This is a genomic window from Sulfitobacter sp. EE-36 (assembly GCF_000152605.1).
Lineage (GTDB): Bacteria > Pseudomonadota > Alphaproteobacteria > Rhodobacterales > Rhodobacteraceae > Sulfitobacter > Sulfitobacter pontiacus.
On record NZ_CH959310.1, the window covers coordinates 2,564,009 to 2,588,656 of the forward strand.

Annotated in this window: 24 protein-coding genes and 1 other RNA gene; 11 read left to right on the forward strand and 14 right to left on the reverse strand. The window is 59.8% G+C overall.

The annotated features are described in order from the left end of the window. Positions 1-11: 11 nt before the first annotated feature. From EE36_RS15020 to acuI, 5 genes are all read right to left on the reverse strand, one after another. Positions 12-1,145 (reverse strand): NUDIX domain-containing protein, encoded by a 1,134-nt coding sequence (locus tag EE36_RS15020; RefSeq protein ID WP_005853662.1) that lies wholly within the window; start codon positions 1,143-1,145, stop codon positions 12-14. A gap of 4 nt (positions 1,146-1,149) precedes the next feature. Continuing rightward, complete coding sequence (locus EE36_RS15025; protein WP_005853664.1) at positions 1,150-1,590, reverse strand: TrgA family protein; 441 nt, start codon at positions 1,588-1,590, stop codon at positions 1,150-1,152. A 32-nt stretch (positions 1,591-1,622) separates the two neighbouring features. Then, positions 1,623-2,831 (reverse strand): cyclopropane-fatty-acyl-phospholipid synthase family protein, encoded by a 1,209-nt coding sequence (locus tag EE36_RS15030; protein ID WP_005853665.1) that lies wholly within the window; start codon positions 2,829-2,831, stop codon positions 1,623-1,625. Positions 2,832-2,908: 77 nt separating this feature from the next. Further along, the gene (locus EE36_RS15035; RefSeq protein WP_005853666.1) at positions 2,909-4,330 is read right to left on the reverse strand and encodes a deoxyribodipyrimidine photo-lyase; all 1,422 of its coding nucleotides are present in this window, start codon (positions 4,328-4,330) and stop codon (positions 2,909-2,911) included. A 134-nt stretch (positions 4,331-4,464) separates the two neighbouring features. Then, positions 4,465-5,457: an acryloyl-CoA reductase gene (acuI, locus tag EE36_RS15040; protein ID WP_039912037.1), complete on the reverse strand. Its 993-nt coding sequence runs from the start codon at positions 5,455-5,457 to the stop codon at positions 4,465-4,467. A gap of 189 nt (positions 5,458-5,646) precedes the next feature. Here acuI and EE36_RS15045 point away from each other — a divergent pair, with 189 nt between their 5' ends. The 9 genes from EE36_RS15045 to EE36_RS15080 all read left to right on the forward strand — a co-directional run bounded on the left by EE36_RS15045 (position 5,647) and on the right by EE36_RS15080 (position 11,955). After that, positions 5,647-6,390 carry a FadR/GntR family transcriptional regulator gene (locus EE36_RS15045; RefSeq protein WP_005853668.1) on the forward strand — a complete coding sequence of 248 codons (744 nt, stop codon included), beginning with the start codon at positions 5,647-5,649 and terminating at the stop codon, positions 6,388-6,390. A 31-nt stretch (positions 6,391-6,421) separates the two neighbouring features. Further along, positions 6,422-6,768, forward strand: a transfer-messenger RNA (tmRNA) gene (ssrA, locus tag EE36_RS17400). A gap of 261 nt (positions 6,769-7,029) precedes the next feature. Beyond that, the gene (locus EE36_RS15050) at positions 7,030-7,848 is read left to right on the forward strand and encodes a glycosyltransferase (RefSeq protein WP_005853669.1); all 819 of its coding nucleotides are present in this window, start codon (positions 7,030-7,032) and stop codon (positions 7,846-7,848) included. 154 nt (positions 7,849-8,002) lie between these two features. Then, on the forward strand, positions 8,003-9,259 hold the full coding sequence (gene chrA, locus EE36_RS15055; RefSeq protein ID WP_005853670.1) for a chromate efflux transporter: 1,257 nt from the start codon (positions 8,003-8,005) through the stop codon (positions 9,257-9,259). A gap of 72 nt (positions 9,260-9,331) precedes the next feature. Beyond that, positions 9,332-9,802: an SspB family protein gene (locus tag EE36_RS15060; protein ID WP_005853671.1), complete on the forward strand. Its 471-nt coding sequence runs from the start codon at positions 9,332-9,334 to the stop codon at positions 9,800-9,802. A gap of 112 nt (positions 9,803-9,914) precedes the next feature. Then, positions 9,915-11,309: a class II fumarate hydratase gene (gene fumC / locus EE36_RS15065; protein WP_005853673.1), complete on the forward strand. Its 1,395-nt coding sequence runs from the start codon at positions 9,915-9,917 to the stop codon at positions 11,307-11,309. After that, positions 11,306-11,482 carry a DUF4169 family protein gene (locus EE36_RS15070; protein WP_005853675.1) on the forward strand — a complete coding sequence of 59 codons (177 nt, stop codon included), beginning with the start codon at positions 11,306-11,308 and terminating at the stop codon, positions 11,480-11,482. The genes fumC and EE36_RS15070 overlap by 4 nt, the downstream gene beginning before the upstream one ends. Then, positions 11,479-11,712: a ribbon-helix-helix domain-containing protein gene (locus EE36_RS15075; RefSeq protein ID WP_005853677.1), complete on the forward strand. Its 234-nt coding sequence runs from the start codon at positions 11,479-11,481 to the stop codon at positions 11,710-11,712. The genes EE36_RS15070 and EE36_RS15075 overlap by 4 nt, the downstream gene beginning before the upstream one ends. A gap of 9 nt (positions 11,713-11,721) precedes the next feature. Further along, on the forward strand, positions 11,722-11,955 hold the full coding sequence (locus tag EE36_RS15080; RefSeq protein WP_005853679.1) for a hypothetical protein: 234 nt from the start codon (positions 11,722-11,724) through the stop codon (positions 11,953-11,955). 48 nt (positions 11,956-12,003) lie between these two features. Here EE36_RS15080 and EE36_RS15085 read toward each other — a convergent pair whose 3' ends face one another. The 4 genes from EE36_RS15085 to EE36_RS15100 form a co-directional block, all read right to left on the reverse strand. Next, entirely contained in the window at positions 12,004-12,897 is an 894-nt protein-coding gene (locus EE36_RS15085) for a fructose bisphosphate aldolase (protein WP_005853681.1), read from the reverse strand. Between the two features lie 69 nt (positions 12,898-12,966). Then, positions 12,967-14,319: a cytochrome P450 gene (locus EE36_RS15090; RefSeq protein ID WP_005853683.1), complete on the reverse strand. Its 1,353-nt coding sequence runs from the start codon at positions 14,317-14,319 to the stop codon at positions 12,967-12,969. Beyond that, on the reverse strand, positions 14,316-15,542 hold the full coding sequence (locus tag EE36_RS15095) for a hypothetical protein (protein ID WP_005853685.1): 1,227 nt from the start codon (positions 15,540-15,542) through the stop codon (positions 14,316-14,318). The genes EE36_RS15090 and EE36_RS15095 overlap by 4 nt, the downstream gene beginning before the upstream one ends. Before the next feature lie 56 nt (positions 15,543-15,598). Next, on the reverse strand, positions 15,599-16,351 hold the full coding sequence (locus tag EE36_RS15100; protein WP_037945030.1) for a cytochrome c biogenesis CcdA family protein: 753 nt from the start codon (positions 16,349-16,351) through the stop codon (positions 15,599-15,601). 104 nt (positions 16,352-16,455) lie between these two features. On the opposite strand from EE36_RS15100, the gene EE36_RS15105 reads away from it, so the two are divergent. Continuing rightward, positions 16,456-16,683, forward strand: coding sequence for a sulfurtransferase TusA family protein (locus EE36_RS15105; protein ID WP_037945031.1), 228 nt, complete (start codon positions 16,456-16,458; stop codon positions 16,681-16,683). A gap of 98 nt (positions 16,684-16,781) precedes the next feature. Here EE36_RS15105 and EE36_RS15110 read toward each other — a convergent pair whose 3' ends face one another. Beyond that, complete coding sequence (locus EE36_RS15110; RefSeq protein WP_005853690.1) at positions 16,782-19,721, reverse strand: Rne/Rng family ribonuclease; 2,940 nt, start codon at positions 19,719-19,721, stop codon at positions 16,782-16,784. A 567-nt stretch (positions 19,722-20,288) separates the two neighbouring features. Between EE36_RS15110 and EE36_RS15115 the strand changes: the two genes are divergently transcribed. Next, the gene (locus tag EE36_RS15115) at positions 20,289-20,573 is read left to right on the forward strand and encodes a hypothetical protein (protein ID WP_005853692.1); all 285 of its coding nucleotides are present in this window, start codon (positions 20,289-20,291) and stop codon (positions 20,571-20,573) included. A 22-nt stretch (positions 20,574-20,595) separates the two neighbouring features. On the opposite strand, the gene EE36_RS15120 is transcribed toward EE36_RS15115, so the two are convergent. Genes EE36_RS15120 through purS form a run of 4 tightly spaced genes read right to left on the reverse strand, consistent with a single transcriptional unit; the run spans position 20,596 to position 24,630 of the window. Continuing rightward, complete coding sequence (locus tag EE36_RS15120; RefSeq protein ID WP_009824697.1) at positions 20,596-21,930, reverse strand: sigma-54 dependent transcriptional regulator; 1,335 nt, start codon at positions 21,928-21,930, stop codon at positions 20,596-20,598. A 4-nt stretch (positions 21,931-21,934) separates the two neighbouring features. Further along, positions 21,935-23,695, reverse strand: a complete 1,761-nt coding sequence (locus tag EE36_RS15125) for an ATP-binding protein (protein ID WP_005853695.1) — start codon at positions 23,693-23,695, stop codon at positions 21,935-21,937. Between the two features lie 36 nt (positions 23,696-23,731). Further along, positions 23,732-24,400, reverse strand: a complete 669-nt coding sequence (gene purQ, locus EE36_RS15130) for a phosphoribosylformylglycinamidine synthase subunit PurQ (protein ID WP_005853697.1) — start codon at positions 24,398-24,400, stop codon at positions 23,732-23,734. Next, positions 24,400-24,630 (reverse strand): phosphoribosylformylglycinamidine synthase subunit PurS, encoded by a 231-nt coding sequence (purS, locus tag EE36_RS15135; protein ID WP_005853698.1) that lies wholly within the window; start codon positions 24,628-24,630, stop codon positions 24,400-24,402. The genes purQ and purS overlap by 1 nt, the downstream gene beginning before the upstream one ends. Between the last annotated feature and the right edge of the window lie 18 nt (positions 24,631-24,648).

Genomic DNA, 24,648 nt, shown 5'->3' on the forward strand with positions numbered 1-24,648 from the left:
ATGCTCCTAAATCAAGTTACATCCGGTGTAGCGGCGGGCGCTTCCAACCTCAAGCGTTCCCGATGCCGCGCAAGCCAGTAAGCGGCGATCACCAGCGGCGCATTGGCAGCTTCAAGCTGGTCTACCATCGTCATCAGCGCATCAAAGCCGATGAGATGGGACCGGATATCCTCGTTTTCGGCCTCAAGCCCGTTCACGCCGGTGCTATCATCGGGCAAATCGGCAAGGCCCAGATAGATATAGAAAAATTCCGTAGAATCCCCCGGAGAGGCATAGACTTCCGCGATTTTTTCAAGCTTGCGCAGGGTCAGACCCGCTTCTTCCTGCGCTTCGCGGTGCGCGGCGTCTTCGGGGCTTTCGCCCGGATCAACACGGCCCGCGATGGGTTCAAGCTGCCACTGCGCGCGATCCCCCCGCGCCACCGGCCCCATGCGCAGCTGCTCTACCAGCATCACCCGATCCCGCACCGGATCATAGGGTAGCACCAAGGCGGCATCGGTCGCGACGAAGACCGCACGCTCCAGCACATCGGTCATCGTGCCGTCGAAACGCTCGTGCGCGAGGTGATATTCGTTCAGCGCGAAATAATTGGTATAGGCGCGGTCAATCCGGTCGATCCGGACCTTGCCGTCCAGCGTCCCTGCCCCGTGTTTCGACCGAAGCGCATTCACCTGCGCCGCTGCCCGTGACCGGATCATCGGGAACATCTGCGCCACGCGGTCGGCAGTATAGACACCGAAATAATCCATCACCTCGCGCGCGGCAAAGCAGCTGAGCGCTCCCCAGTCCGTCTGCCACTGTGCCAGCGACCACGGGTCACGCGTTGTCCATTGATCGGGCCGCGCGAAATAGCCCAAAGCCTTTGCGCCGCTTTCCAACGTGATTTCTTGCAGGTCGTAGGCAAAGCTGCCCTCGTAGAAATTCAAGCGGTCCAGATCGTTCTGCCCCAACCCGCGCAGCAACAACCCTTCGGCGGATTGGCCCGGTGCCGGCACGATGCAGGGGAACGGCCCCTCGACAACGGACAAGGCGATGTGATCCGGCAAACGATCCGGCGAGATGTCAAGCCGGTCCGCCGCGCGCCCCATCACAATTTCAAGCAGCGGCACATGCCGCAACGACCCATAGAGAAAAAGATCTGTCATCGGCTTAAGGGAACTTGCTGTCGATAAGGTTTGTGATCACGCCACTGACGGCACCACCAATCAACACGACCGCGATGATCGGCACAGTTGCCATGATCAGGAAGTATTCGGCACCGATACCAATCATGCCCACCAGCGCCTCTCCGACACCGCCATAGCGGTGCATCATCGCGTTCTCGATCATCTCGCGGCCTGCCTGGATGAACAGCCCCCAGAACACCAGAACCACGGCACCGGTCAGCCCGATGGTGATCCCTTCGGAAACGCCACCGCCCGCACGTGCCCCCATGACCCGCCACCCGACCGCGAGCCCGAGGGCAATATTGGTGGGAATGAAATACCCGAACTGGGTGGATTCAGGCATCAGGGGCATGATCATGCGCGAAAGGGCAAAGCCCATCAGCGCCAGGCAGAAAGCGGCTGTCAGGCGGGCAGCGGTCGGCATCGGGATTTCCTTAGACTACAAGCAATGCGCCCTCAGGCCGGACGCTTCACGGTAATCTGTGTCACATCGCAATTGCCGCTGTCAAAGGTAGACGCGCAAGACGTGAGGTAGAAATCCCACATCCGCTTAAAGCGTTCGTCAAAGCCCATGCGCGCGATCTCTTCCCACTTCTCATTGAAGGTCGTATGCCAGCGGCGCAGCGTGACGTCGTAACTTTTCCCAAATTCGATAGACTTTTCAACGGCTAGCCCGGCATTCTCAACCTGTTGCTTCAACACCGTGGGGCTTGGTAGCATACCCCCCGGAAAGATATATTTCTGAGTGAAATCAACGCCTCGCTTGTAAACCTTCCAGCGACGATCCGGCACAGTGATGATTTGCAGGGTCGCTTGACACCCAGGTTTAAGACAGGCGTGCAACGTATTGAAATACGAAGGCCAATACTGTTCCCCAACGGCTTCGAACATCTCGATGCTGGCAATACCATCGTAGGTGCCACGCTCGTCACGGTAATCTTGAAGCTTGAACTGAACGACATCCGCCAAGCCCGCGTTTTCAATACGTTCTTTGGCGTAGTTAAACTGCTCTTTGCTGATCGTGAGGCAGGTGACCTTGAGCCCGCGTTCCTTCGCTGCATATTCAGCGAAACCGCCCCAGCCGCAGCCGATTTCCAGCACATGGTCCCCAGCCGAGACTCCCATCTGATCCACCATAGAGGCATATTTCGCAGTCTGCGCCGCCTCTAGCGATTGTTGAAAGCCGTCCTCGAAAAGCGCGCTTGAATAGGTCATCGTGTCATCAAGCCACAATTTGTAGAAATCATTCCCCAAATCATAGTGATAGCTGATGTTCTTACGCGCTTGCTTCTTGCTGTTGCGCTGCAACCAGAAGCGCAGGGATTCAAATTTGCGGATCAACCCCATGCCGGGGAATGAATCGTAGATATCCTCATTCGCATGGGCCACGTCCATAAAGGCCTGCAGGTCCGGTGTGCTCCACCATTCGTCAAGGTAGGCATCGCTGAAACCAAGATCACCCTCCCTGATAAGACGCGCGAACAAGTCATTGTTATGGATACGGATTTCCGCAACGGGCAGCGGGTTCTTTCCGGTTGCGCGAAAGCACCGCCCGTCGGGCAAAACAAAGTCGACCTGCCCGTTTTGCATTTCCTGCGCCATCGCAAAAACACGCGAGAAATATCGTGGAAGGGCAGTCTGCCCCTCGGTGCTGGTCAAAATCATTCGCTCTCCAGTATGCGCTTGGACGCGTATCTTATTGGTTTATGGGTGTTACGTGGGAGATCCACGTTTCATAAAGGTTAAAAGTTTCGCCCCTTATAGGTTTCAAGGGCCCGTTCGCGCCCTTCGTCCAGCGCGATGATCTTTTCGGGATAGTCATCATCCGCCGACAAGGGCCAACTGCGCGGGATCGCATCAAAGAATGCAAGCGCGTCCTTATGCGGATTGGCGCGCCCTTCGGCGATCCAGCGACTGGCGTAGTCTCTATTCTTATCAAATTTATCCAGCTGTGTCTCGGGGTTGAACACGCGGAAATACGGAGACGCATCCGGCCCCGACCCCGCCGCCCATTGCCACCCCATCGCATTGCTCGCGGGGTCCCAGTCGATTAGACAATGTTCAAACCACTTTTGCCCGATGCGCCAGTGACACATCAAATGTTTCGTCAGATAGCTCGCGACGATCATGCGGCCCCGGTTATGCATGCGGCCGGTGACATAGAGCTCGCGCATGGCGGCATCGACAAAGGGTTCGCCCGTGCGCCCCTGTTTCCAGGCTTTCACCTCGGCGCGGCGTTCATCTTCGTTCCAGGGGAAGGCATCCCATTCCTCGCGCCAGTTATCGGTCAGCATCCGTGGCGTGTGATGCATCAAGTGATAGGCAAACTCGCGCCACACCAGCTCTTTCAGAAAGGTCTCCGCCCCCTGTTTGCCGTCATGCAAGGCGCGCTGTGCGGCGTGCCAGCATTGATGCGGGCTGATCTCACCCAGCGACAGGTTTTCCGACAGGTTCGACGTGCCATCGGTGCCGGGAATGTCACGGGTCAGCTTATAGTCGGCCACCCCATGCGCCATGAACGCCCCCAGCCGCGACTGCGCGGCTTTTTCGCCCAGACAGACAAACCGGCGCACCACATCGGCACCACGGTCCATCGCAGCCCCCAAGCCCCACCCGTCCAGCGCATCACTGTCGGGCCAGCTTTCCGGCGCGGGCAGATCTGAAGGTGCGGACAACGGCGGTTCAACATCACGGGTTTTGACGTTGTTCCAGAACGGCGTGTAGACCTTATAGCAGTCGCCCGCCTTGGTCTCGACCGTCCAGGGTTCGAACATGACGTGCCCGCCAAAGGATTTCGCCTCTATCCCGTCGTTGCACAGGGTCTCTTTGATCTTGCTGTCGCGCTGCACGCTGTCCGGATCATAAAGCCGCGACCAATAGACCGTGCCCGCGCCCGTCTCCTTGATCAGAGCCTGTAATGCCTCAAGCGCATCGCCTTCACGCAAGATCAGCCTGCTCGACACCCCCTCAAGACTGTCCGCCAGCGCCCCGACCCCCAACCCCAGACGCCATTTCGGTGCCGCGCCAAGGGCGTTGACGCTCTTGTCCTTGATAAAGACGGGTATCACGGGCCGCCCCGCGTTTGCAGCGGCAGATAGGGCCGGATGATCGCTAAGCCGCAGATCGCGGCGATACCAAAGAAGGATGGGGCTTTTATCGGACATGTCACACTTTGCGTTAAGGTGATGCAAAGCTAGTGCTGACCCCGCAAGGTCAAGGCCGTACCAGTCCCTAAATACGCCAAACGGCGACCCCAAGGGGCCGCCGCCAGACAAATCGTAGCCTTAGTGCCGGTGGTTTAGCCGTTCACATCAACCACAACACGGCCCCGCACCTGACCGTTCAGGATGTCTGCCCCCAGCTTGGGCAGATCGCTCAGTGTCGCAGGCACGACCATATCCTCAAGCTTGGACAGTGGCAGGTCTTTCCCGATCCGCTGCCATGCGCGCAGACGGTTGTCATAGGGTTGCATGACGGAATCGATCCCCAGCAGGTTCACACCGCGCAGCAGGAAGGGGATCACCGTGGCCGGCAACCCTGCCCCGCCTGCAAGCCCGACAGCTGCGACTGAACCGCCGTATTTCATCTGCCCCAAGACCCGCGCCAGCATTTCGCCGCCCACGGCATCAATGCAACCGGCCCAGGTTTCGGATTCCAGCGGACGTTTAACGGTTTCGTTCAACTCTTCCCGCGCGACGATCTGCGTGGCACCCAGCGATTTCAGATAATCCGCCGTATCCGGGCGGCCCGTCACACCGGCGACCTCGTGACCCAATGCAGCAAGGATGGCGACCGCGACGGACCCCACGCCACCGGCGGCACCCGTCACCAGCACCGGCCCGTTGCCTGGCACCAGCCCGTGATCCTCCAGCGCCATGACAGACAGCATCGCGGTAAAGCCCGCCGTGCCCACGGCCATGGCTTGGCGGGTATCCAGCCCCTCGGGCAGCGGCACCAGCCAGTCTGCCTTCACACGCGCCTTTTGCGCATAGCCGCCCCAATGGGCCTCGCCCACACGCCAGCCGGTCAGCACGACCTTGTCGCCGGGTTTGTAACGATCATCGTCCGATGCCTCCACGGTGCCTGCGAAATCGATACCGGGAATATGGGGATACTTGCGCACCAAGCCGCCGCCCGGTCCGATGCACAGCCCGTCCTTGTAGTTCACGGTCGAATATTCGACAGCAACGGTCACATCACCCTCGGGCAAACGGTCAAGGTCGATCTGGGTAACCTCGGCATGGGTCTTGCCGGATTCCTCATCCTTATTCACCATCAACGCATCAAACATCATTTCTCCTGTCTCGGACCGCCGTTCAGGGCCCGCTTCATTTTGCCAGTAAACTCCGGGGAGCCCGAGGGGCTGGCCCCTCGGTTCCATGGGTTCAAGCTGCGCGCCAGTGGAGTTGCCCGCCGACTCACATCTTGCAAAATTAATGTCAGACAATTAAAGTTTTTCCAAACCATAAATGTAAGACATATGAATTCCACGCCAGAAACCGCCTCTGATCTGTCCAGCCATATTGCCGCGAACATCCGTGATGCAATCATCAAGGGTGTGCTGATCGTCGACGAACGCCTCCCCTCCGAGGCGGAGCTGTCGGCGCAGTTCAACGTCTCGCGCGCGACGGTGCGCGAGGCGCTCAAGCGGTTGGCGGCACAATCACTGATCCGTACGCAACGGGGGGCAACGGGCGGCGCTTTCGTCAATCGCATCAGCTTTGAAGCCGCCCAAACGCAGCAGATCACCACCTCTACCCTGCTTTTGTCGATGAACGACGTGAGCTTCGAGACCGCCTGCGAGGCCCGCTTCGCGCTAGAGCGCGCCTGCGCCCCCCTATCGGCGGCACGCAGGCAGGATCATCATCTAGACGCGATGCAAAACGCGCTTACCGCGCAATCTGCCCCCGATCTGTCGGACGCGGGCTTTTGCGCGGCTGATGTCGCGTTTCACCGCGCGCTGGTCGATGGGGCGTGCAATCCGGTGCTGTCCTATCAACTCGCCGGTGCTGTCGAAGCGATGCAGCCGCTGATGAACATGATCACCTTCACCGCATGGTCCCGCGACGCCATCGTCGCGCGCCATCGTGACATCGCCACCGCGATCGCCGCCCGCGACGCCGGCGCCGCCGCCCAAGGGCTGACCCTGCTTGAGGAAGAGACCCAGGCCCTCGCCCGCACCGTCTTTGCCCGCCGCAGCAAACAGAGTGACGCGGCCCGATAGCCCGCGGGTCACCTTTCGTTTTCAAAGCTTTCCCCTTGCAAAGCAAATCACGCCCCTTATATCTGGGGTGTCCTTCGGGACTATGGGTATAAACGCGCATGTAATAAGCGGTTCGGACCCGGGGGCGGTACCCGGCGACTCCACCAAACATCCGTCATTTGCGGATCATGGGGTCGAAATAGGATCGACGAACGTCTAAAGATGTTGCTTTATCTCGGCTGACTGCCACCGTTATCGGCGTAAAATGTACAATTGCAAATGACAATCGTGCTCCAATGGCGATGGCCGCGTAAGCGACCGGAACTATTGAAACTTAAGTCCTTACGTTTAGCGACCTAAGGCGGGGTTCGCAGGTACCTGGCAACAGAAACCTGCACTTACCTCTCCCCCGTAATTTTCCACTTTCAAGCGCATGATGTGCACTTTCGGCCTGCTTATGGTCAGGCGGGCCTTCGCCTGTGCTGCAATCGAAGGGCAGCTTGCATAAGCACTTCGTCCGCTTCAGAATGAAGGGCAGAACACCCAAGCCCTTGAACCCTGACTTTCAACGCGCAGTTCGGGTTTGTTTGACTTGCAGTCAAAAAGTCCATAATTTTTAATAAGATACATTAACCGCCCACAACGCAGAGAAGCCGCTCAATGTCCCAATCGACTGAAATCCTTGTCTCAACTCGGTTCTCGTTTCTAGGGGCGTCAGGATGGCAAAGCGACTTTTCCAAAGATGCGGCGATGCTGTTCGATAAAAACAGGCTATTGCGGCGGCTGTGGCTGTTCAACAATATCGCATTGGCGAGCCTCGCGTCGCAAACGGACGATAACTTTCACCATTTCATCCTCTCCAGCGATCAGATGCCCGATTGGGCGAAATCAGAGCTGACCGATATGTGTGAAGACCGTTTAGGGGCTGGCAAGTTCACGATACAATTCGCGCCGCAGGGCCCGGCGAGGAAGTTTCAGCGCCACGCAATCGCAAAATTCGCAGGGAGCGATCCGGTAGCGCAAGTCGTCCTTGATGATGATGACGGGCTGTCTTCGGATTTTATCGCAACGCTCAGAGCGCATCTAGCGCAAGCCGAGCCGCTCGAAGCAGAGGGCACGCCCCATTTTTACACATTCCCAAAGGGGTACGCATTGGGCCTGCGTGACGACGAGGTTCAGCTATGGGCACATCGCTTTAAATTCATCAACTTGGGTCTGACGATGGTTGGCAGGAAAGACCATAAAAACATATTCGGCATCGGCCATATGGATGCACCAAAACGGTTCGGCTACACCAGCGACACTCGGAAACTCATGTATATCCGCACGTTGAGCGACGTGAACGACTCGCGTGTCAGCGTCGGTGAAAGATGGACAGAGGTCGAGAATTGGCGCGACGACGAGGACTTTAAATCAAGGTTCCCTTGGATGCTGGACGTGCCGTTCAAAGAGTTCAACGAGTTCGATAGTTTGGCGTGATAGCAACCCGCGCCCCCTAACTGACAATCCGCATCGTTTGAAACCCGCCGCGCGTATGTGCGGGCAGTGCCAATCGGTGCCCCACCGGCGCTTGACCTCGGGGGCCGGTACTGCGACCTCTGGCGCGGGGCATCGTGAGAGGCATATGCGAGATATGAGTGTACCGGAATGGGGCCTGCTGGCGCACGTGTTCGGGCGGATCGGGGTGCTGTCCTTTGGGGGGCCAGCGGCCCAGATCGCCCTGATGCACAAAGAGTTGGTCGAGCGTCATCGCTGGCTTTCGGAAGACGGGTTTTTGCGCGCGCTGTCCTTGTGCATGTTGTTGCCCGGGCCAGAGGCAATGCAACTGGCGACCTATGCCGGATGGCGGCTGCGCGGCACCCTTGGCGGGCTGTTGGCGGGGCTTTTGTTTGTACTCCCCGGGGCTACGGTCATTCTGGCGCTGGCCTTTGGCTATGCCTATTTCGGCCAGCTTCCCTTGGTTCAAGCCGCGTTTATGGGGATCAAGGCGGCGGTCATTGTCGTGGTCTTTCAAGCCTTGCGCAATCTGGGACGGAAAGCGTTGCACGGGCGCGCGGGATGGGTGCTGGCCGAGCTGGCTTTTGTGGCTTTGTTCGTCTTTGGCCTGCCCTTCCCGCTGATCATTCTGGGTGCGGGCCTTTGGGGCGCTTTCGGTGCCACCGGGCACGGCAGCATGGCCGAGATTGAGGGGCTACATCATCGCCCTGCCCGCCCCTTCGGCGTCATCGGACTTTGGGTCGCGCTATGGGCGTCGCCGCTGATGTTTGTCTGGGGTATGGGGAATGAATTCCTGCTCAAGATCGGGCTCTTCTTCTCGAAGCTCGCGGTGGTGACCTTTGGCGGCGCCTATGCGGTGCTGGCCTATATGGCGCAGACTGTGGTGCAGGATCACGGGTGGATCACCACCGAACAGATGATCGACGCTTTGGGGCTGGCCGAGACGACGCCGGGCCCTCTCATTCTGGTGACGGAGTTTGTCGCCCTGTTGGCGGGTTTTGCCCAATCGGGGCCATGGGGCGCGGTCTCGGCCGGGGCTCTGGCGCTTTGGGTGACGTTTACGCCCTGTTTTCTATGGGTTTTCCTTGCCGGCCCGTATCTGGAGGCGATCTCGGCGCAGCCGCGGCTGGCGGGGGCCTTGCGCGCGATTACCGCCGCCGTCGTCGGCGTGATTGCCAATCTATCGGTCTGGTTCGCGCTGCATGTGATGTTTGAACGCGTGCTGACTATGGCGCATCTGGCCGTGCCTCTGCCTGATTGGAGCAGTTTTGATCCCGTGGCCGCTGTATTGACGGGTGTGGCGGGAGTGTTGATGCTGGGGCTGCGGTTCGGCTTTGTCCTGACGATGACGATAAGCGCTGCATTGGCACTTTGCTGGCGCCTGTTGCTATAAATTTTTGCGCCCCCTTTTCACTGGTGCGAAATGCCGTATGCTATCGCCATCAACCAAGGCCGGAGAGAAGTAATGAGCCGAAGCATTGAGTATGGCAATCTGATGCACGATGCCATGCGCGGGTTAATTCGTCAGGTATTACTTGACGTTGCAGCCAATGGACTGCCCGGCAACCATCACTTCTTTATCACGTTCGACACCTCACATCCGGATGCGGAACTGGCCGATTGGCTGTCTGACCGCTACCCCGGCGAGATGACCGTTGTCATGCAGCATTGGTACGACAAGCTTGAGGTCACCGAGGAAGGATTCTCGGTCACGTTGAACTTTGGCGATGCGCCCGAACCGATGTATATCCCCTATGACGCGATCCGCACCTTTGTGGATCCGTCGGTGGAATTCGGCCTGAAGTTTGAACAGCAAGAACCCGGCCAGCAGGACGAGGACGAAGACCTGCCCCAGCAGGACGAAAGCGAGCTTGAGGTCGAGGAAGAAGCCCCGAAAGCCGCCGAAATCGTATCGCTGGACAGCTTCCGCAAGTAATCGACCGATCACCGCGCCTTGTCGCCAAGGTTAGCGCCATCGGCTCATTGCACCGCAGCGGCCCGCGGGGTAAACCCTGATCAGACATAAGCCCAAGATCAGGAGCCTTTTCATGGCCGATACCCGTACAGAAACCGACAGCTTTGGCCCATTGGAAGTGCCGTCCGACAAATACTGGGGCGCGCAGACCCAGCGGTCGATCATCAATTTCCCCATCGGGTGGGAAAAACAGCCCGTGCCGATCATCCGCGCCCTTGGCGTCGTGAAAAAAGCCTGTGCGATGGAAAACCTGAACCAGGGCAATCTGGACCAGAAGCTGGCCGATGCGATCACCGCCGCCGCGACCGAGGTGATCGAGGGTAAGTTCGACGACAATTTCCCGCTGGTCGTCTGGCAGACCGGTTCCGGCACCCAGTCGAACATGAACGCGAACGAGGTGATCTCGAACCGCGCGATCGAGATGCTGGGCGGCGAGATGGGGTCGAAAGATCCGGTCCACCCCAACGACCACTGCAACATGGGACAGTCGTCCAACGATACCTTCCCCACCGCGATGCATGTGGCCATCGGCATGCAGGCCCGCGATGTGCTGCTGCCCGGTCTGCAAAAACTGCACGACGCCTTGGTCGCGAAGTCCGAAGAGTTCAAGGACATCATCAAGATCGGCCGGACCCATACCCAGGATGCGACACCGCTGACCTTGGGTCAGGAATTCTCGGGCTATGCGCATCAGGTGAAAAAGGGGATCGAACGGGTCAACGCCTGCCTGCCCGATATCTATGAACTGGCTCAAGGCGGTACTGCCGTTGGCACCGGTCTGAACACCAAAAAAGGCTGGGCCGAAGCCGTGGCCGCGCATATGGCCGAGATCACCGGCCTGCCCTTTGTCACCGCGCCGAACAAGTTTGAATCGCTGGCCGCCCATGACGCGATGGTCATGTTCTCGGGTGCGCTGAAAACCGTGGCGGGATCGCTGTTCAAGATCGCCAATGACATGCGCTTGCTGGGGTCCGGCCCGCGTTCGGGTCTGGGCGAGTTGATCCTGCCCGAGAACGAGCCCGGGTCGTCGATCATGCCGGGCAAGGTGAACCCGACGCAGGCCGAAGCGCTGACAATGGTCTGTGCGCATGTCATGGGTAATGACGCCGCCGTCGGCTTTGCCGGGTCGCAAGGGCATTTCGAGCTTAACGTCTACAACCCGATGATGAGCTATAACGTCCTGCAATCCATGCAGCTTTTGGGCGACAGCGCCTCGGCCTTCACGGACAATATGGTGGTCGGCACGCAGGCCAATGTCGAACGTATCGACAAGCTGATGAAAGAAAGCCTGATGCTGGTCACAGCGCTGGCCCCCACGATTGGCTATGACAACGCGACCAAAGTCGCGAAGACGGCCCACAAGAACGGCACGACGCTCAAGGAAGAAGCAATCGCCTTGGGCTTTGTCGATGCCGAAACATTCGACCGCGTGGTGCGGCCGGAGCAAATGATCGGACCCAAAGAATGAGCGCCCCCATCAACCTCAACAAGGTCAAGAAAGAGCGCAACCGCGCCTCGCGCAAGGCCCGTGCCGATGAAAACGCGGTACAGTTCGGCCAGAGCAAGGACCAGAAAGAGGTTTTAAAAGCCCGTCTGGCGCAAATCTCGCGCAATCTGGAAGCCCATAAGCGCGACACATGAGCGCCCGGCCGGTGAAACATTCGGTGACCCTTCGGGGTCACCGTACGTCGATCTCGCTGGAGGATGAATTCTGGCAGGAATTGCGCGACCTTGCGCAAGAGATGGACATGCCGATCAATGCGCTGGTGGCGCAGATCGATGCAGAGCGCGGCGTTGAAGCGGGGCTGGCCTCTGCGATCCGCGTCTATGTGCTGCGTGCATTAAGGGAACGTTTACCTTCGCGGGGGTAAGTTTCCCCCATGGTCAAACAACAGTTTTCTCCATTGTCGCCCGAGGGCTGGATGCTCGCCCTATTCAGTTCGAAGGCCGCCCGCAGCGGGTGTGTCGTGCGGCGGAATGTCAGGGATGTCGAAAGATATGTGGGCCGCCACGCGTTCGAGCAAGAACTGCTACGCCGCGGCTATCACGCTGTAGAAAATGCGGGCCAGCTCGTGATCTTTTGCAATCAAGAGCCGATCCGCATTATTGTTTAGGGGTTTTCTTCCCAAGAAAACCCCCGCGGAATTTAGGAAAATTCCAATTTAGGCGACAGAGGCGTCGTAGATCTTGCTAATGTTCTGCCCCAGTGCCGTGTTGAACTCGGCATCCGACATTTTGACGTTCAACCCTTCGGTCAGCGCGCGCGAGAAGCTGGCGATCATCTTGGGGTTTTGCGTCAAACGCGCGCAGGCGTCTTCGGTCGAATACCCGCCCGACAGCGCCACGACCCGCAGCACATTGGGGTGATCCGCAAGGCTGTCATAAAGCCCCGCGCGTTCTGGCAGGGTCACCTTGAGCATCACCAGTTCCTCCGCGGACAGCGCGGCGAGGTGTTTCTCGAGCTCGGATTTCAGGATGTCTTCGGCTTCCGCCTTGCTCTCGGAATGGATGTTCACCTCTGGCTCGATGATCGGGACCAGACCGGCGGCACAGACGGTTTTGGCAACGGCGAATTGCTGCGCCACGACCGACGCGATCCCTTCGGCATTGGCGGATTGGATGACCGACCGTTCCTTGGTGCCAAAGATTCCGGCGGCTTTCGCGCGTTTCAGCAGATCGTCTAGCTCGGGCATGGGTTTGAGCAGTTGCACGCCGTTTGCTTCGTCTTCCAGACCTTTGTCGATCTTCAGGAAAGGCACAACGCCGCGGTCTTCCCACAGCAGTTGGGCCACAGGTTTGCCGTTAATCGTGTTGTCCATCGTGCGTTCAAACAGGATCGCGCCCAGAACTTTGCCAGAGGTGAAATCATCGGCCAGAATGATCCGCGCGCGCATGTCGTGCATGGCTTGAAACATCTCGGCATCGCCCGAGTAATCAGAGGGTTCAACGCCATAAAGGCTCAGCGCCTTGGGGGTCGATCCGCCCGACTGGTCCAATGCGGCCACAAATCCCTCCCCTGTTTCCATTTGTGTGCGCTGTGCGTCTGTCGTGGTCATGATGATCCTGGCCCTTATTGATTCCGTCGAATGTTCGTTTAACGCATCTATTCCCGCGATGATATATCGTTAGCGCCGGACAAAGCGCAGCAAAATGCCGTCTTTTGAACGAACTGTCAGATGTGCCACGGGAATAGGTGGCTTTTCGCCGACAACCTCTATGCGGTAATCGCGCAGGATACGCGACAGGATCAACGGGCCTTCGACCATGGCGAAGCCTGCCCCCGGGCAGACCCGCGCACCGGCGCTGAACGGCAGATAGGCCTCGCGCTGGCATTTCTTGCCGTTCTCGCTGTGCCAACGCGCCGGATCAAACCCGTCGGGGTTATCCCACAGGCGTTCGTGACGATGCAGATGCCACGGGCTGATCACCACCTGTGCCCCACGCGCCACGGTCCGGTCGCGGAACGTCGCGGGGCAGCTTGCTTCGCGCACCATCATCGGCACGGGGGGATAAAGGCGCAGTGCCTCGCGGAAGACATCGCGGCTTTGTTTGAGCTTGCCCATAACCGCAAAATCGCACTGGTCGATCGCCTGCGCCTCTGCGGCCAGACGGTCCTGCCAGTCGGGATGGGTCGCCACCAGATACATCGCCCATGCCAGCGCCGAGGCGCTCGTCTCGTGGCCCGCAAGAAAGAAGATCGCGACCTGATCGACCATTTCATCGGTGGTAAAGGTAGATCCGTCTTCGGGATCGGGCGTGGTCATGATCTTGGTCGCCAGATCGTCTGGTGCGGTGCCCGCCTTGATCGCCTCCATCCGTTCGGCCGTCAGCGCGGTGATCAGTCGCCGGATCTTGGCAGCGCTGCGTTTGGTGTCGCGGCGGAACAGCCGTGGCAGCCAGCGGGGCAGCGGTACAAAGGCCGCGATGTTCAGGATCGGCTGGCTGCGCTGATAGGTTTTGAATTCGTCAAAGACCTCGCGCGCCATGTGGTGTTCGATGGGAATCGAAAACAACGTGCGAAAGATCACATCCGCCGCCGCGTGGCTGGTCTGCGCCTCGACCTCTAGCGGCGCGCCATCATGAGGCGCAAGCCGTGCCGCCGCTGCCTCTGCCGCGTCCCAGATCGCGGGGAAGGTTTCGCGCAAACGGCCCCCTTCAAACGCGGGGTCGATGATGCGCCGCTGCCGTTTCCATATCGCCCCGTTGGTCAGGAAGACCGAATTGCCAAGCAGCGGGCGCAATCCTTCGCCGATCCGGTCGGACTTGGGATAATCGTCGGGGCGCGTCTTGAGCACGGTCTGGATCAGATCGGGCTGGTTGATCAGATAACTGCGGAAGAACGGCGTCTTGAACTCTGCCATCCAGGCCCGATACAGCCGTGCGGGCTGCGCCGACAGGATGTCTTGGCGAAAGAGCCGCGCATAGCGCCAAAGCGACACTTTCGCGGGGCGGCTCTCGGGTTTGGGGGGCAGCGTCATGGCGCGGTAGAGGTGAATTTATTCACCGGTTTGACAATGCGCGACCGGGATGCAGGCCGTCCGGCATAGCGTTCGGCCAGACTGTGCGGGCCGGCGGTGATCTGGAAATAGTCATAGTCCTTGGGCGCATCAAAGGCGCAGAGGTATTGGAAATGCAGCCGGAAAAACCGCCAGCGCAGCTCTTTCCAGCGGGCTGGGGTCAGCGATTGAGTGAAGGCCGCGGAAAACACCAGCGGCCAGCGTTTATCCTCGGGGGCAACGCCCGACACCGCTACCGGATCGCAAAGCGCAAAGGCACAGCCGTCGCCGGGGGCGGTCACATCGACCCACGTCAGACCCTCGCATTGGGACAGAAAGCGCAAATCAGCGCGCAGACGGTGGGCATCGCGCAGGAAGGACACCATCGGCACCACCTGCCCCAAGGTCATAAAGGCCAGCGCAGGTCCGTCAGCAGGGACACGGCCCGCGCGGATCAGATCGGCAAGGATCGACACCCCCAGATGCGCGCCCGAGGAATGGCCCACGACAAGCACCTCGTCCACATCAGACCTCAGCGCCTGCGCGATGGCATCCCCGAATTCGGTCATGCGCGTTTCAAGCGCGGGCGGGTTCGCCCCTCGCGTCGCGGCCCCGAAGGCGTAATCATGCATCAGGTAATAGGCGAAAAGCTTGCCATCGTGTTTCTTGAACCAGCGCAGCACCTGCCAACCCAGCCCCACGCCAGCGGCGGCGGCGATCCCCTTGAACCACGCAGCCCCGCCAAAGAAGGTCACCCCCGCGTAGAGCAGCTTGCCCGCGAGGGCCGCGATCAACAGTTGCAGCAGCAACATCCCCACCGGATAAAGCGCTGCAATCACCGGCCCCTTGCGCAGCTTCATCAACCGCCAAAGCGCACCCGATGCGATATAGACCCAAGCCGTCTGCACCAACTGCCCATAGGTCGCTAGGATCGAATTGCTCATGGAGATGCGCACGATGTCGGACCAGACGAGCACGTCGACCTGAGCCTCTACATCAACGCCATCGATATGCGCGGCGACGTTCCAGCCGTAGTTCCCGCCGCCCTTCTTGGGCGACAGCGCGATCTGATAGTCCGAGATCCGCGCCTGCGCGCTGCCTTCCTTGCGGTAAAGCTCGCGGTAGCGGCGCGGATGAATGGGGTCATAGCCCGGGATATAGAAAACCCGTCGCGTCCTGACTGTCTGCTCTATGTTCTCGGCCATCGTTCACCCTGTATTTCGCCGCAGCTTAAACAGGTTTTCCGGCAAGAGTAAGGCGCCTAACCCAAGGATCCCAATGCAGGAAATGTTTCCAGCAACCAGAAAGAGAAGGTCGTAAACGCTCCCGTCAGCAGCGCCAGACCGACGACCACCAGCAAGATCCCCATGCCGCGTTCGATCAGCTTCATATAGGGCTTGATCCGGTTCATGACGTGGGTGGCGCGGGTGATGAACATCGCCGCCAGCAAAAAGGGAATACCCAAGCCCGCCGCATAGACCCCCAGCAAAAGCGTGCCGCGCGTGACCGAGGCTTCGGACGCCGCGAGCGACAGGATCGCGCCAAGCTGCGGCCCGATGCAGGGTGTCCAGCCGAAGGCGAAGGCCAGCCCAAGGATATAGGCCCCAAAGGACGTGCCGCCCTTGTCGCCCGCATCCAGACGCGCTTCTTGGTCGAGAAAGGGAATGCGGAAAACGCCCAGGAAATGCAGACCAAAGATGATCACCACAATGCCCGACAGCCGCGCGAAGAGCACCTGATTTTGCAGGAAGAACGCCCCGAAAACAGAGGCCGTGAACCCCAGAATAAGGAACACCGTGCTGAGCCCCATCACAAAGAACAGGGCCGCGATGACAGCCTTGCGGCGCGCGGCGGCGACCGATGACATGTCGTTCAGGGTTACCCCGCTCATATAGGCGAGGTACGGGGGGACGATGGGCAGGACGCAGGGGCTCAGGAAGCTGATGATCCCGGCGGTCAGCGCGATGAGTATGGCGGGCAGTAGTCCCGCGTCGATCAGGTCAAATCCAAACATGACATCAGCCATAATCTGCTTTGTCCGGCGCGTCACCTGCTGTTGCGCGTGATCCCCGTCACAAGGTTGTGGACGCGTTGAAACATGTGGCTTATCTGAGGATCATGACAGATAAAAACTTTCTCGACGCGACGGGGCTTTTGTGCCCCCTGCCCGTGCTCAAAGCCCGTAAACGCCTGCAATCATTGGCCTCTGGCGATCTTCTGACCGTGCATGCGGATGATCCCGCCGCGATCATCGACATCCCGCATTTCTGTGCCGAGGCCGGCCACAGCCTTGAAAGCGCCGCGATGGACGAAACGCCGCAGGCCTATGTGATCCGCAAAAAGTAACAGCCCGCGCTGCCCCCCGCGCCGCGGATACCGCAGAAAAAAGGCAGACCCGAAGGTCTGCCTTTTGTCGTTTCTATATGTCAGCGCAGGGGCGCTGCTTAGCCGCCCAAGGACCACCAGCCGCGCCGCTTGGGCTTGGCGGGTTTTTCGGGCTCCGCCTGCGGGGTCGCCTCGGGCTGAGGTACTTCGGTGACCGGTGGCTCCGGCTGGATTTCCTGCGCGGGCGGCATTTCCGTCGGGGTGCTATCGGGCACCTCGGTCGGGGCCGGCGTTTGCTCCACCTCGGCGGGCTGGGACGGCTGCGCAGGCGTGGGTTCCGGCGTCGGGATCGGCGTCGGCTCCTTTGCGGGCTCGGGCGTCGGCGCGTCTGGCGTCACCTCTGGTTCGGGCTTGGGCTCGGGGGTTGGCTGCTCTTTTGGCGCAGGTGTTTCCTCGGGCTTGGGTGCCTCTTGCGAGCCCTCTTCGGTAGCCTCAACCGGAGCGGCCTTGGGCTTGCGCGTGCGAGTCCGCTTGGGTTTTGGCTTGGGCGCGTCTTCGGCGGCTTCCGCGTCGGCAGGGACCGCGTCGGCAGGTTTCGCGTCCTCGGAGGTCTTGGCATCCGCGTCTACGGTCGCTTCTGCCGCGGCATCAGCCTTGGGTTTGCGGGTCCGGCTGCGGGTGCGCTTGGGTTTGTCCTGCGGTTTCGCGTCATCAGAAGCGGCGTCTGCAGCCGCATCCGTTTTCGTGTCATCCTTGGCACCAGCAGTATCCGCCTCGGTTTCCGCGGGCGCGTCACTATCGCCGTTGTCACCGTTAGTGTTGCTATCGCCGTTGTTTTCACCGTTGGCCGCATCATCCCCGTTGGATTTGCCACCCCGACGCCGCCGGCGACGACGACGACGCTTGGGTTTCCCTTCGCCATCATTGTCATCGTCAGAGCCATTGTGCTGGCTCTGCCCGCCATTGCCGTTGCCGCTGGGTTCATTGTCAGCGTTGTCCGCATCTGCTTCCGGATCGACATCCAGATCGTCGACCTCGTCCATGATGGAGGTATCAACCGACACCACATGTTCGATCGGCGTGACAACGCGTGTCGCGGTCTTGAACTTTTCAAGCGAGAAATCGGGGCTGACCAAAGCGGGGTCGCCTTCGATGCGCACGGCCATGCCATAGCGGCCTTCGATATGGGCGATATGTTCGCGCTTCTGGTTCATCAGGAAGTTGGCGATGCCGACGGGCGCGGTGATCAACACCTCGCGCGACCGTTTGCGGGTGCCCTCTTCCTCGATCTGGCGCAGGATCGACAGCGCAAGGTTGTCGTCCGACCGGATCAGGCCGGTGCCGTGGCAGGCGTGGCACGGCTGTGTCGTCGCCTCGATCATACCGGGACGCAAACGCTGGCGCGACATTTCCATCAGGCCAAAGCCGGAAATACGGCCCACCTGAATACGCGCACGGTCGGTTTTCAGCTTTTCCTTCATCAGCTTTTCAACGGCGGCGTTATTGCGACGCTCGTCCATGTCGATAAAGTCGATGACGATCAGACCAGCGAGATCGCGCAGACGCAGCTGGCGGGCGACTTCGGCGGCGGCTTCCAGGTTAGTCTTGGTCGCGGTCTGTTCGATGGAGCCTTCCTTGGTGGCCCGGCCCGAGTTCACGTCGATGGCAACTAGCGCTTCGGTCACACCGATCACGATATACCCGCCCGAAGGTAGCTGTACCGTGGGGTTGAACATGCCCGAGAGGTAGCTTTCGACCTGATAGCGCGCGAACAAGGGCAGTGTTTCGCTATAGAGCTTCACGTTCTTGGCGTGGGACGGCATGATCATCTTCATGAAGTCCTTGGCGATGCGGTACCCGCGTTCACCTTCGACAAACACCTCGTCAATCTCGCGGTTATAAAGGTCGCGGATCGAGCGTTTGATCAGGTCGCCTTCTTCGTAGATCTTGGCGGGCGCGATGGATTTCAGCGTCAGCTCGCGGATCTGTTCCCACAGGCGTTGCAGGTATTCGTAGTCGCGCTTGATCTCGGCCTTGGTGCGTTGTGCACCGGCGGTGCGCACGATCAGACCGGCACCTTTTGGCACCTGAATTTCGTTTGCGATCTCTTTCAGCTTCTTGCGGTCCGCGGCGTTGGTGATCTTGCGGCTGATGCCGCCCCCACGCGCGGTGTTGGGCATGAGCACACAATACCGGCCGGCCAGCGACAGATAGGTTGTCAGCGCCGCGCCCTTGTTGCCACGTTCCTCTTTAACGACCTGCACCAGCAGGATCTGACGCACCTTGACGACTTCCTGGATTTTATAGCGCTTGGGCCGTGGCTTGCGCGCGGTGCGCAGATCGTCGTGGTCATCGTCATCCGCCACGGATTCGATGCTGTCATCCTTGGAGGACGCATCTTTAGCCTTGGGGCTATCGTCGCTGTCATCCGCGTCGTCGCTGTCGTCCTGATCATCGGCATCAGGTTTTGCGGCGTCTTTCGCATCTGCTTTGGCGGCCTTGGGGGTGTCACCCTCTGCCTTGCTGTCATCGCCGTCTGGCTCTTCGACAGGCGTCTCGGCAACCCGCTCCATCGGAGAGGAGCCTTCTTCATCGTCCAGATCGACGGTCTGCATGCCGTTGATCTGGTCGCTGTCGGTCGCATCGGCGTCTTTACTGACCGTCGCGTCATCGGACACGGTGTCTTCGGCTTTGGACTTGCTGCGGCTGCGCGAGCGTGTCCGGCGTTTGGGCTTTTCGTCTTCGTCTTCCTTGGCGGCCTGCGCTTCGGCATAGGCACGCTCTTCCTCCATCAGCGCCAGACGGTCAGCGACGGGGATCTGGTAGTAATCGGGGTGAATTTCCGAAAAGGCGAGGAAACCATGACGGTTGCCGCCATAATCCACAAACGCGGCCTGCAACGAAGGTTCGACCCGCGTGACTTTCGCGAGGTAGATATTGCCAGCTAGTTGGCGTTTATTCTCTGATTCAAAGTCAAATTCTTCGACCTTGTTTCCGTCAACCACAACAACGCGAGTTTCCTCAGCGTGGGTGGCATCGATAAGCATTTTCTTAGGCATAAATCCATTTTGCACAGCTGCGCAAACAGCAGCCCCGGTGGGGCGCTGCGAGGCAGGGTATGTCTTGTCAGGGCGATGGGTGACGCGGCTAAAACAGGGCCCAAAAGGCCGCCTGTCTGTCTGCTCTTGGCGTCTGCGCGCGTCATCGCGGTTCTTCTCCGACATGGGTGGTGCGTACCGCGCCCCCATATCCATTAATTTACTGCGGTTGTCCGGCCAAAGGCACGGCGCAATCGTCAGCGGTTCTTGAGCCTTTTTTAAGGGCCTAATCGGTCTGCCTGGTCACCACATGCCGGGGAACCGAGGCATCGAAACTGTCTGGGGTCTGGTTTGCCATCCAAAGAGGCAAACAGCCCTATCTACAATTAACGGCAGAAGGCACCAAATGACAATGGGAAATCGCGTTTAGCGGCTTTGCAGATACGGGGGCCGATAGCGGTATCACGCCCCCTGCCGCCTTGCTTGACAAGCGTCGGTGCTATGGGAAAAGCTTTGCCAGCGGGTTTATGCCCGTGCCGCAGCCCTGTGACGGGATGCACAAAAATAAGACAGATAAGGATGATACGAATGTATATTTCCCTGCGCGCAGCCCTGTGCCTGCCGTTTCTGGCGCTTGCCGCCTGCGAAGACATGAGCACGACCGGCGGCAGCGACCCCGAGGGCCCGTCCAAGCGCAGTTGCATCCGTGCCGTGGAAAAACACACCGGCAAATCGGGCGGTACACTCAACACGACCATCCCTATCGTCGAGACGGGCCAGCATATTGTCGATATCCCCGGCGGCCCGTCGTGGACCTGCTACACCGATGAAACCGGTGCGGCACGCGAGCTGATCGAGACGCGGCTCGGCTGAGCCTTTCTTCAAAATGCGGCGCTCAGAGGTAATCCGAGCGCTGCAAACCGTATTTCGCCATCTTCTCGTTCAGCGTCCGGCGCGGCAGGCACAACTCCTCCATCACACTGGCGATAGACCCTTTGTGCCGGCGCATGGTATTATCGATCAGCATACGCTCGAAGGCTTCTACATATTCTTTCAACGGCTTGCCGTCGGTGGTCATCACCGGCTGCATCTCTTCGTGGTCCGACATCAGCAGTGATGCGATAGAACCGGACCCGCGACGCGACTGCAACACAGCGCGTTCAGCCACATTGATCAACTGGCGCACGTTCCCGGGCCAGGGAGCTTGCAACAGTTGCGCGGCCTCTTGCGCGGAAACCTGCGGAGTCTCGCAGCCATATTCATCCGCGAATTCTTCGGACAAACGTGTGAACAACGTCAGAATATCCTCGCCCCGTTGGCGCAGCGGCGGCACGGTGATGCGCAGAGCAGCCAGACGATAGAAAAGATCAGAACGCAGCGCATCTTCGGAGGTGCGCCCCGCTTCTTGCAGGTTCGAAATCGCAACGATCCGCGTTTCCGCAGGCGTGCCTTGGTCATTGATCGCGCTAAGAAGACGGGCTTGCAGCGTCTCGCTGAGCGATTCAACCCCTTCCAGCACCAAAGTGCCGCCGCGGGCCTCCTCGATCGCGGGAAGCTGGGCGTCTTCAGGCATCATGGGCCCGAACAAACGCTTGCTCAGCGCGTCTTCCTCTAGCGCGCCGCAGCTGACCAGCACGAACTTCTTGCCCGCGCGCGATCCCACAGCATGCAGCGCATGCGCCACCAGCGTCTTGCCCGTACCGGTTTCACCGTCGATCAGCACGTGACCGTCGGCTTGACCAAGATCCAGAATATCCTCGCGCAGCCGCTCCATCACGGGCGAGCCGCCGATGAGCTTTTTCATCAACTGGCTGCCGTCAGACAGTTCCCGACGCAGGGCGCGGTTGTCCATGACCAGACGGCGCGCATTGGTGGCCTTCTTGGCCAGTTCGCTCATCCGGTCGGGGTTAAAGGGCTTTTCAAGGAAGTCGAACGCGCCGACGCGCATCGCCTCGACAGCCATGGGCACATCACCGTGGCCGGTGATCATGATCACGGGCAGCGCGCTGTCGGTCCCCATCAGCTTTTTCAGGAACTGCATGCCGCCCATGCCGGGCATCTTGATGTCGGAGATCACGATACCGGGGTAATCCGGCCCCAGTGTTTTCAGCGCATCCTCGGCGCTGCCGAACGTCTCTGTGTCATAGCCCGAAAGCGCCAGCCACTGGCTGATCGACTGACGCATGTCTTGTTCATCATCAACGATCGCGATTTTCATTGCCTGAGCCATTGGTTTACTCTGCCGCCTGTGTCTTCTCTGTGCTGTCCATAATGGGCAGCTGCATTTCAAAAACCGCACCGCCATGTTGGCCGTTGCGGGCTGTCAGCCTGCCCCCCAGATCGGATACAATACCCGACGAGATCGCAAGCCCCAGCCCGACACCATCGCCGGGCTGCTTGGTCGTGTAAAACGGCTCGAACAGGCTATCGAGATCTTCGATCCCGGGGCCATTATCGCGCACGGTAAGCGTCGCCGTCTCACCCGCTGATAGTATAATCTCTACCGTCGGGTTTCGTTCCGATTTGGTGGCATCCAATGCGTTGCGCAAGAGATTGACCAATACTTGTTCGATCCGCATGCGGTCCCCCATCACCTGAACAGGCTCTGCGGGCAGGATACGGTTGATCTGCACCTGACGCTGACGTAGCTGCGGCTCCATCATTGACAAGGCAGAGGCAAGCGCCTCCCCCATATCAAAGGGCGAAAACTGCTGTTGGCCCTTGCGCGCATAGCTTTTCAGCTGCCGCGTGATGGCCCCCATGCGTTCGATCAGATCGTCGATGCGCCCGAATGACGCCAGCGCTTCCTCCAGCCGGTTGCGCTGCATCAACAGACGCGCGCCCGCCAGATAGGTTTTCATCGCGGCCAACGGCTGGTTCAGCTCGTGGCTGACGGCGGCGGACATTTCGCCCAAGGCAGCGAGCTTGCTGGATTGTTCCAACGTCTGCTCGGCCACGGCCAAAGTCTGCTGCACCCGTTTGCGTTCCGCCACCTCGCGCTGAAGGGCGGCGTTCAGCGCGCGCAGCTCGGCGGATTCACGCTGAAACAGCGCCGCGCGCCCCGCCGTCCGACGGCTGAGAGCATAAAACGTCAGCGCCAGAAGGATCGCAAAGCCCATCACCTCAAGCGCCAGCACCCCGTTCACCTTCTCGCGGACCGAGGCATAGGTGGTATAGCTCGTGATCCGCCAGCCCCGAAACGGTATCCGCGACGACAGACGCATCACCGCCTCGCCCTGCAGATAGGCATCCGCGGGCAATGCGGTCCAATCGGCGGTGGCCTTGATCGCGCGCTCGATGGCGCTTTGCGGGGTCTGGTTCGACAAAGCCTCGCTTTCCGTCAGACCGCGCCATCGCGGTTCGGTCGCCATGATGATGTCACCCGTGCTATCAGTGACAATCACCGCATCCGAGATACCGGCCCAGGCCCGTTCAAACCGTTGCAGATCCACCTCGGCCGCGATCACCCCAAGGTTGGTGCCGCCTTCCTGAATACGCCGCGAATAGAAGAACCGATAGCCGCCGGTATCACGGGGAATAACGCTGAACACGGTCGAATTCGATCGCAGCGCGTCAACAAAATACGCCTCTTGCCGGTGCGAGGCCCCCAACCGGTTGCGGTCGGTCGCAGCCACCGTGCGCCCATCGATATCATAAAGCATCAAGGACGCCGCGCCGATCTCTTCTACAAAAGAGATCAATCGCTGGGTCGACAGGGAATAATCGGATCGGGTCAGCGCCTCGATCAAGGCAGGATCGCGCGACAAAAGCTGTGGCACAATCGCGTTCTGGCGTAGCTCGGCCAGCAGGTTGCCGCTGTAGAGCGCGATCCGAAGCTCGGCCCGGTTACGTGTGCTTTCGGTAAAGCGATCCGTCAGCAGCTTGTTGGTGACCGAAATCGTGGCCACGGCAATGACCAAAAGCAAAGCAACCGCCAGCCGGACGCGCCAGCTGACAGATAAAGGGGCTTCACTAGAGGACGCAGACCGAAACATGGCGGCAATCTACGCGTCCTCACCGGTGCACTCAAGTCACGCCGTGACCAGAGACCCCGCCAATGCGCGGAAGAGCGCCGCCCCGTCCGTGCCCCCATGCCCCGCATCCGCTGCGCGTTCGGGGTGTGGCATCATCCCCAGCACACGACGGTTCGACGAAAGGATGCCCGCGATGTCCGACTGCGACCCGTTGGGGTTATCGCCATAGGTAAAGGCAACACGATCCTCGCCATGCAGTTTGGCAATTGTATCGCCATCGGCAAAATAATTGCCATCATGGTGTGCGATCGGGATGTCGATCATCGCACCGGCCTCGTAACCCGATGTGTAATCGCTGTCCGCCGTGGCCACGCGCAGCGGCACGGTGCGACAGATGTATTTCAGCCCCGCATTGCGCAGCAGGGCACCGGGCAGCAGACCGGTTTCGGTCAGCACCTGAAAGCCGTTGCAGATCCCCATGACATAACCGCCACGCTCCGCATGGGCCGCCACTTCGCGACAGATCGGAGAATTCGCCGCGATGGCACCGCAGCGCAGATAGTCGCCATAGGAAAAGCCGCCGGGTACACCTACAATATCGACGCCCTCGGGCAGGCTCGTGTCCTTGTGCCAGACCATCGACACTTTGGCACCGACCGCCTTGAACGCCACCGCCAGATCGCGGTCACAGTTAGAGCCGGGAAAAACGATGACCGCTGCGTGCATCAGCTCATCTCCACTGTGTAGGATTCGATCACCGTGTTCGCGAGCAGCTTTTCACACATCGCCTCGACGTCGGCCTTGGTTGCGCCCTCGTTCAGGTCCAGCTCGATCACCTTGCCCTGACGCACGCCATTGACGCCTTCAAAGCCCATGGCCCCAAGCGCGTGGCGCACGGCCTCGCCCTGCGGATCCAGAACACCGTTTTTCAACATCACATGCACCCGTGCTTTCATGACGCGTCCCCTATCTTC

What these genes read in the sequence shown, in the direction of transcription:
- chrA (WP_005853670.1), top strand. Translation starts at nt 8,003, where the DNA reads ATGAGTGTACCGGAATGGGGCCTGCTGGCGCACGTGTTCGGGCGGATC.
- EE36_RS15060 (WP_005853671.1), top strand. Translation starts at nt 9,332, where the DNA reads ATGAGCCGAAGCATTGAGTATGGCAATCTGATGCACGATGCCATGCGC.
- EE36_RS15075 (WP_005853677.1), top strand. Translation starts at nt 11,479, where the DNA reads ATGAGCGCCCGGCCGGTGAAACATTCGGTGACCCTTCGGGGTCACCGT.
- EE36_RS15095 (WP_005853685.1), bottom strand. Translation starts at nt 15,542, where the DNA reads ATGGCCGAGAACATAGAGCAGACAGTCAGGACGCGACGGGTTTTCTAT.
- EE36_RS15020 (WP_005853662.1), bottom strand. Translation starts at nt 1,145, where the DNA reads ATGACAGATCTTTTTCTCTATGGGTCGTTGCGGCATGTGCCGCTGCTT.
- EE36_RS15035 (WP_005853666.1), bottom strand. Translation starts at nt 4,330, where the DNA reads ATGTCCGATAAAAGCCCCATCCTTCTTTGGTATCGCCGCGATCTGCGG.
- EE36_RS15090 (WP_005853683.1), bottom strand. Translation starts at nt 14,319, where the DNA reads ATGACGCTGCCCCCCAAACCCGAGAGCCGCCCCGCGAAAGTGTCGCTT.
- EE36_RS15045 (WP_005853668.1), top strand. Translation starts at nt 5,647, where the DNA reads ATGAATTCCACGCCAGAAACCGCCTCTGATCTGTCCAGCCATATTGCC.
- EE36_RS15085 (WP_005853681.1), bottom strand. Translation starts at nt 12,897, where the DNA reads ATGACCACGACAGACGCACAGCGCACACAAATGGAAACAGGGGAGGGA.
- EE36_RS15070 (WP_005853675.1), top strand. Translation starts at nt 11,306, where the DNA reads ATGAGCGCCCCCATCAACCTCAACAAGGTCAAGAAAGAGCGCAACCGC.
- EE36_RS15050 (WP_005853669.1), top strand. Translation starts at nt 7,030, where the DNA reads ATGTCCCAATCGACTGAAATCCTTGTCTCAACTCGGTTCTCGTTTCTA.
- EE36_RS15115 (WP_005853692.1), top strand. Translation starts at nt 20,289, where the DNA reads ATGTATATTTCCCTGCGCGCAGCCCTGTGCCTGCCGTTTCTGGCGCTT.
- EE36_RS15100 (WP_037945030.1), bottom strand. Translation starts at nt 16,351, where the DNA reads ATGTTTGGATTTGACCTGATCGACGCGGGACTACTGCCCGCCATACTC.
- acuI (WP_039912037.1), bottom strand. Translation starts at nt 5,457, where the DNA reads ATGTTTGATGCGTTGATGGTGAATAAGGATGAGGAATCCGGCAAGACC.
- EE36_RS15080 (WP_005853679.1), top strand. Translation starts at nt 11,722, where the DNA reads ATGGTCAAACAACAGTTTTCTCCATTGTCGCCCGAGGGCTGGATGCTC.
- EE36_RS15110 (WP_005853690.1), bottom strand. Translation starts at nt 19,721, where the DNA reads ATGCCTAAGAAAATGCTTATCGATGCCACCCACGCTGAGGAAACTCGC.
- EE36_RS15125 (WP_005853695.1), bottom strand. Translation starts at nt 23,695, where the DNA reads ATGTTTCGGTCTGCGTCCTCTAGTGAAGCCCCTTTATCTGTCAGCTGG.
- fumC (WP_005853673.1), top strand. Translation starts at nt 9,915, where the DNA reads ATGGCCGATACCCGTACAGAAACCGACAGCTTTGGCCCATTGGAAGTG.
- purQ (WP_005853697.1), bottom strand. Translation starts at nt 24,400, where the DNA reads ATGCACGCAGCGGTCATCGTTTTTCCCGGCTCTAACTGTGACCGCGAT.
- EE36_RS15025 (WP_005853664.1), bottom strand. Translation starts at nt 1,590, where the DNA reads ATGCCGACCGCTGCCCGCCTGACAGCCGCTTTCTGCCTGGCGCTGATG.
- EE36_RS15105 (WP_037945031.1), top strand. Translation starts at nt 16,456, where the DNA reads ATGACAGATAAAAACTTTCTCGACGCGACGGGGCTTTTGTGCCCCCTG.
- EE36_RS15120 (WP_009824697.1), bottom strand. Translation starts at nt 21,930, where the DNA reads ATGGCTCAGGCAATGAAAATCGCGATCGTTGATGATGAACAAGACATG.
- EE36_RS15030 (WP_005853665.1), bottom strand. Translation starts at nt 2,831, where the DNA reads ATGATTTTGACCAGCACCGAGGGGCAGACTGCCCTTCCACGATATTTC.
- purS (WP_005853698.1), bottom strand. Translation starts at nt 24,630, where the DNA reads ATGAAAGCACGGGTGCATGTGATGTTGAAAAACGGTGTTCTGGATCCG.